This window comes from Kitasatospora sp. NPDC056181, from assembly GCF_042266225.1.
Lineage (GTDB): Bacteria > Actinomycetota > Actinomycetes > Streptomycetales > Streptomycetaceae > Kitasatospora.
This window is the reverse complement of the sequence record NZ_JBHJUK010000122.1, coordinates 21897-27902: the sequence shown is the minus strand read 5'-3', so window position 1 is coordinate 27902 and position 6006 is coordinate 21897. Positions and strand designations below refer to the sequence as shown.

The following is a 6006-nucleotide window of genomic DNA, read 5'->3' as shown; positions in this document are numbered from 1 at the left end:
GCGGCGGACGGTGAGCCGGCGGGTGCGGACCGGCTGCGGGAGGCGGGGGTGGAGCTGGTGGCGGTCCCGGACTGCGGGCACAACATCATGTTCGATAATCCGGAGGGCTTCGCCGAGGCCGCCGCTACCGGCCTGGCACGCCAGGCTGCGGGGGCGTGACGTGCTGATGTGACGTGCCGCTTCCCCACGGCACGTCATATCAGCGCGGCACGGCCCGTCTGCGCGGCATGCCGCGCCCTCATGACGCGACACGCCACCCCGACACGTCACGCCACTGTGGCACGACCCGTGCACGTTTCCGTCGCCGAGGAGCCGCCCACATGCCGACGACCCCCGAGCCGTGGTTCCGCGTCCCCACCGCGCTCACCGCCTCTCTCGCCGACTTCTTCGGGGAGCCGGGCCGCGACTGGGCTGCCGGCCTCCCGGCACTCGCCGACGGGCTGCTGGAACGCTGGTCGCTGCGCCCCGACGGCCGGCCCGCCCACGGCATGGTCGGGCTGGTCCTCCCGGTGCTGCGCGCGGACGGCACGCCGGCCGCGCTCAAGCTCCAGCCGCTGGACGAGGAGACGGCCGGCGAGCCCGTCGCCCTGCGCGCCTGGGACGGCCGGGGCGCCGTCCGGCTGCTCGCCCACGACCCGGCGACCGGATCGATGCTGCTGGAGCGCCTGGACCCGGACCGCTCCCTGCTCACGGTCCCGGACGACCTCGCCGCCCTGCGCGTCCTCGCCGAGTCGCTGGCCTGCCTGACGGAGCAGCAGGCCCCGTCCGGCCTGCGGAGCTTGGCCGAGGTCGCCGACGCGATGCTGGCCCGGGTGCCGGAGGCACTCGCCGCACTGGCCGACCCGGCCGACCGCCGTCTGCTCGCCGACTGCGCCGCCGCCCTCCGCGAGGTCCGGCACGAACCGGGCGACCGCCTGCTCCACCGGGACCTGCACTACGCCAATGTGCTTGCCCCGGCGGGCATGGACGGCCGGGCGCCCTGGCTCGCCATCGACCCCAAGCCGTTGGCGGGCGATCCGGGGTTCGAGCTCCTCCCCGCCTTGCGGAACCGCTGGGACGATCTCACCGCGACCGGCGACGTCCCGCGCGCGCTCCGTCGCCGGTTCGACCTGCTGACCGACACCCTCGCCCTCGACCCGGCCCGCGCCACCTGTTGGACACTGGCCCGCGTCCTGCAGAACACCCTCTGGGACGTCGAGGACACCGAGGACATCGAGGCCGGCGGGGTCGGCGGGGCGGTCGTCAGCCCGGACCAACGCGCCATTGCCGAGACCCTGTTGGGCCGTTCCCGCTGACCGGTCCGGCGTGACCCGACGGCCCGCGCGTCCTGCTCCCCGCAGCGTCGCGGCTACCGGCCCCGCAGCAGCACGAACCGGAGCGGCGTCCCGGGGCGGGCCTGTGCGGCGGCGGCGAGGTCGGCAGGCGGGACGACGCCGAGGACGGGGTAGCCACCGGTGGTCGGGTGGTCGGCGAGGAAGACGACGGGCAGGCCGTCCGGGGGGACCTGGACGGCTCCCAGCACCATGCCCTCGCTCGGCAGTTCGCCGCCGCGCGACCGGGTGACCGCCGGGCCCTCCGTCCGCAGGGCGATCCGGTTGCTGGCCGGGGCGACCCGGTAGTGGTCGCGGGCCAGCCAGGCCACCGCCCGGGGTTCGAACCAGTCGGCGCGCGGCCCGAGGTGCAGTCTCAGCACCAGCTCGGCCGGGGGCGCGGGAAGCGGCACCAGGTCCGGGGTCGGCCGTGGCTGCGGGGGAGGGCCGACCGGCAGCCGGTCGCCGGTGGCCAGCGGAGCGGGGCCGAGGCCGGAGAGCAGGTCGGCCGAGCGGCTGCCGAGCACGGGTGGGACGGCGATCCCGCCCGCCACCGCCAGGTAGCCGCGGACGCCGTGGGTGGCGGCGCCGACCTCGACCAGCGCACCCGCCGGCACGGAGACCGGCGCGCCCCAGGCGGCGGCCCGCCCGTCCACGCGTACCGCCGACGGCGCGCCGGTGACGGCCACGGTCACCGGCCGGCTCGCGCGCAGGGCGACCCCGCCGAGGGTGGTCTCCAGCGCGGCCGCGTCCGGCTCGTTGCCGACCAGCCGGTTGGCGGCGCGCAGCGCGGGCTCGTCCAGCGCACCGGCCCTGGGCACACCGAGGTGGGCGACGCCGCGTCGCCCGAGGTCCTGCACGGTGGTCAGTGGGCCGGGCCGGACGACCTCCAGCTCGGCCCCGGCCACCTGCTCGGCCCCGGCCACCTGCTTGGCCCTGGCCTCCGGCTCGGCCACGTCCCCCGGCCCGGCCACGTCTCCCGGCTCAGCCATGGTCGCCCCGCACCGCCGTGAACCGGACCCGTACGCCCGGTGCGAGCAGCGCCGCCGGTTCGCGGGCGGCGTCCCAGAGCGGCAGGCCGGTACGGCCCAGGAGCTGCCAGCCGCCGGGGGAGGACCGCGGGTAGACGCCGGTGTAGGGGCCGGCCAGGGCGACCGAGCCGGCCGGGACGGAACTGCGCGGGGTGGCGCGTCGCGGCACCGCGTACTGCTCCGGCAGACCGGTCAGGTAGCCGAAGCCGGGGGCGAAGCCGCAGAAGGCGACCACGTACTCGGGCGCGGTGTGGATCCGGACGGCGGCCTCGGGGGAGACCCCCCAGAGCCCGGCCACCTCGGCGAGGTCGGCGCCGTCGTACACGGTCGGCACCTCCACCGGCGGGCCCGGTGTCGTGGTCGCCACGGTCGGGCGGGCCGCCCGGAGCAGGGTGGCCAGTGCGGGGACGTCGGTCACGCCGTCCAGCAGGACGGTCCGGGCGGCGGGGACGATCTCCTCGACGGCGGGCAGCTCGCCGGCCGCCTGCCGCTCGCGGAGCCAGGCGTACAGGGCGCCCACCTCGGCCGCCCCGGCGACCTCGACCAGCAGGGCCCGCTCCCCGACGGTTCGGATCTCCGGAGGCACCGGGTGTTCCGCCGCAGGGCCCGCGCCCTCCGCGCGTCGGACGCCCGCTGCGCCTCCGGCCCGCTCCGTGTTCTCGACGCCCGCTGCGCCTCCGGCCCGCTCCGCCGTGCCGGCGTCCCCCGTGCCGGCGTCCGCCGCGCCGGCGTCCCCCGCCTCCGTCACGCGAACGCCTCCACCCGTACCCCGGCCGAGGCGAGCGCGCCGCGGATCCGCCAGGCGAGCTGCGCGGCGCCGGGGGTGTCCCCGTGGACGCAGAGCGAGCGCGCCTCGACGGCGATCGGCTCGCCGCCGACGGCCTCCACCGTGCCGTCCCGGGCGATGCCGACCGCACGGGTGATCACCGTCTCGGGGTCGTGCACCACGGCGTCCGGTTCGCGGCGCGGCACCAGGGTGCCGGCCCAGGTGTACGCGCGGTCCGCGAACGCCTCGGTGACCACCGGGAGCCCGACGCCTTCGGCGACCGCCAGGAACCGGGAGCCGGGCAGGCCGAGCACGGGCAGCGGGCCGTCGCAGACCGCCCCGGCCCGCAGCACGCCCGCGACCACCGCCTCGGCCTGCTCGGAGTCGCCTACCACCCGGTTGTAGAGGGCGCCGTGCGGTTTGACGTACGAGACCCGGGAGCCGGCCGCACGGGCGAAGACCTGGAGGGCGCCGATCTGGTAGGCGATCTCGTCGGCGAGCTCGTCCGGGGGGACGTCCATCGCACGCCGGCCGAAGCCGGCCAGGTCACGGTAGGAGACCTGGGCGCCGATCCGGACGCCGCGTTCGGCGGCCAGCGCGCAGACCCGGCGCATGGTCGACGGATCCCCGGCATGGAAGCCGCAGGCGACGTTGGCGCTGGTCACCACGGAGAGCAGCGCCTCGTCGTCGGTCAGCGTCCACCGTCCGAACCCCTCACCGAGGTCCGCATTGAGATCGATCACCGCATCGGCCACGCCGGTCCGCCTCCCACAGCTGTTGAGCCAGATCGTAGGGCCTGCGCGTGACGGCCGGTGCCGCCCGTGCGGGCTCCGCCCGTGTGCGGGGGCCGGGCGGGCGGCGGGCCGTTCCCCCGGACGGATCAGCCGGTGGCGGAGGCCGGGGCGGTGGCCCGTGCGGCGGCGCGGGTTTCGGCGTCGGCGAGCCGCTCCAGCGGACGCAGCGCGCGCAGCACGATCAGCAGCGGGACGACACCGACGACGCCGAACGACATGTCGATGAATCGCCAGTACAGCGGGATGCCCCGGAGCGGGCCGCAGATCAGCGCCAGCGGGATGACGCCGGCGCAGGCGAGGACGGCCCAGCGGATGACCCAGACGTTGCGCACCGGGTCCTTGAGCGGGCCCCAGAAGGCGGCGGCGATCACCAGGTGGGCGAAGGCCAGCCAGTCGGTGCCGTAGGCGAGGAAGGGGTAGCGGGCGTTGGTCTCGGCGATGCCGTCGCGGACCCGTTCGAGCCGGCCGACCAGGGCCGGCAGGTGGTCGGTGACGGGGGCGGCCGGCCCGGTCGCGAAGTCGGCCAGCCACCTGGTCTCGGCCTCCAGCGGGAAGGCCGTCAGACCGCTCAGCACCAGGCAGACCACGAAGATCCCCAGCCACCGGCGTGCCCGCCGCAGCGCCGCCTCGGATTCAGTGCTCATCGCGCAAACCTCCATGCCGACATGCCGAAGAGCAGGTGAGCTCTTGTCCCACCCGCGCAGGACGACTCTAGACCGCAGAATTGAACGTGTTCAACTCTGCCTCGGGGGGGGGTGCCCGGACGCTGCGAGGGAATGCCCGGACGCCCTGCGGGAGTGCCTGGGCTCCCGGGCCGCCGACGGCCTCCGGAAGCGGCCGCGTCCGGACAGTCGGCCTCCGGAAACGCCGGTGGCCGGACGCGAACCGCGCCCGGCCACCCCTCGTGAACCTCCGCTACGCGGTGTACGTGTACCGGTCCGCCGTGCCGACCGCGCTGGTCCCGCCCGCCGTGGTGACGGTCACGTCGACCGTGCCCGTCCCGGCCGGAGCGGTGGCCGAGCAGAACGTCGGCCCGCAGGAGACGTGGCCGGCCGGCACGCCGCCGAAGGCCACCGTCCCCGAGGTCAGGTTCGAGCCCTGGACGTACAGCTGGGTGCCGCCGGCGGCCGGGCCGGTCCTGGTGGTCAGGTTGGTGACCACCGGTGCGGCCGGCGGTGCGGGCGGTGCGCCGGTGTAGTCGAACGCGGCCGGCGCGGTGGCCGAGCCGCCCGGCGTCACCACGGTGACCGGGACGCTCCCCGAGCCGCCCGGCGCCGTCACGGTGCACGCCGTGTCGGTGCAGGAGCCGTTCGCCGGGGTGCCGCCGAACAGCACGAAGCCGTTGGACAGGTGGCTGCCGCTCACCGTGACGGCGGTGCCGCCGGTCCCCGGGCCGGTGGTGGTGCCGATCCCGGTGACGGCCGGCGCGGGCGCGGTCGCCCGCGGCTGGAGGCCGCTGCCGAGCAGGTAGGTGGAGACGTTGTCGGAGGGGTCGGAGTCGCCCGCGTTGGCGACCGTGACCGTGATCGCCCCGGACGGCTTGGTGCCGTGCGAGGCCACGTAGACCTTCATGAACTCGCTGCGCCCCGGGGCCCGGGTGCCGGTGAAGACGGCCTCCAGGCGGCGGCCGTCGGGGGAGACGGTCTCGGTGAAGGTGTAGTCGGCCGGGGCGGCGGTGAAGGCGGCGCCGCTGGTCGTCAGACCCGGCGGCAGGTCCACCGTCAGCCGGGTGGGCCCGGTGAGGTCGGCGGTGCCGTTGGACGTCCAGGTCACCGCGAAGTTGGTGTTGTCGACCGGGAAGATCGGGTAGTTCCCGGCCTGGGTCACGCTAACGTTCGGGCCGGTGACCGCAGTCCGGGCGGTGGTCGCGGCGACGGAGACGGCGGCGCCCGCGGCGAGGGTGGTCGCGGCCAGTGCGGCGGCGAGGCCGCCTCGTACCAGTCTGGTGATCATAGGACGCATGATGGCGGGGCCGGGCGCGCCACGAGGTGGTTTTCTCGAAATCCAGTTCTAGTGGACCGCCTTCGACCCCTGCTCCCGCCCGCCCGTAAGGTCCGTTTCGGTCGTGTCGGCGACTACCTCTAATCTTGTCCTCCGTGACCGCC

The 6006-nt window shown here is 76.1% G+C and carries 6 protein-coding genes; 1 reads left to right on the top strand and 5 read right to left on the bottom strand.

The features are described from left to right. The first annotated feature begins 320 nt into the window (after positions 1-320). Positions 321-1295, top strand: a complete 975-nt coding sequence (locus ACFC1F_RS33250) for an aminoglycoside phosphotransferase family protein (protein WP_376163951.1) — start codon at positions 321-323, stop codon at positions 1293-1295. 53 nt (positions 1296-1348) lie between these two features. Here the strand turns inward: ACFC1F_RS33250 and ACFC1F_RS33245 are convergent, their stop codons facing one another. The 5 genes from ACFC1F_RS33245 to ACFC1F_RS33225 all read right to left on the bottom strand — a co-directional run bounded on the left by ACFC1F_RS33245 (position 1349) and on the right by ACFC1F_RS33225 (position 5854). Continuing rightward, positions 1349-2218, bottom strand: a complete 870-nt coding sequence (locus tag ACFC1F_RS33245; protein WP_376163953.1) for a biotin-dependent carboxyltransferase family protein — start codon at positions 2216-2218, stop codon at positions 1349-1351. A 76-nt stretch (positions 2219-2294) separates the two neighbouring features. Then, positions 2295-2927 carry a 5-oxoprolinase subunit PxpB gene (gene pxpB / locus ACFC1F_RS33240; RefSeq protein WP_376163949.1) on the bottom strand — a complete coding sequence of 211 codons (633 nt, stop codon included), beginning with the start codon at positions 2925-2927 and terminating at the stop codon, positions 2295-2297. A gap of 158 nt (positions 2928-3085) precedes the next feature. Beyond that, positions 3086-3862, bottom strand: a complete 777-nt coding sequence (locus ACFC1F_RS33235) for a LamB/YcsF family protein (RefSeq protein ID WP_241002414.1) — start codon at positions 3860-3862, stop codon at positions 3086-3088. 125 nt (positions 3863-3987) lie between these two features. Then, positions 3988-4545 carry a hypothetical protein gene (locus tag ACFC1F_RS33230; RefSeq protein ID WP_376163947.1) on the bottom strand — a complete coding sequence of 186 codons (558 nt, stop codon included), beginning with the start codon at positions 4543-4545 and terminating at the stop codon, positions 3988-3990. 271 nt (positions 4546-4816) lie between these two features. Further along, positions 4817-5854, bottom strand: a complete 1038-nt coding sequence (locus ACFC1F_RS33225) for an IPT/TIG domain-containing protein (protein WP_376163946.1) — start codon at positions 5852-5854, stop codon at positions 4817-4819. Positions 5855-6006 lie beyond the last annotated feature (152 nt).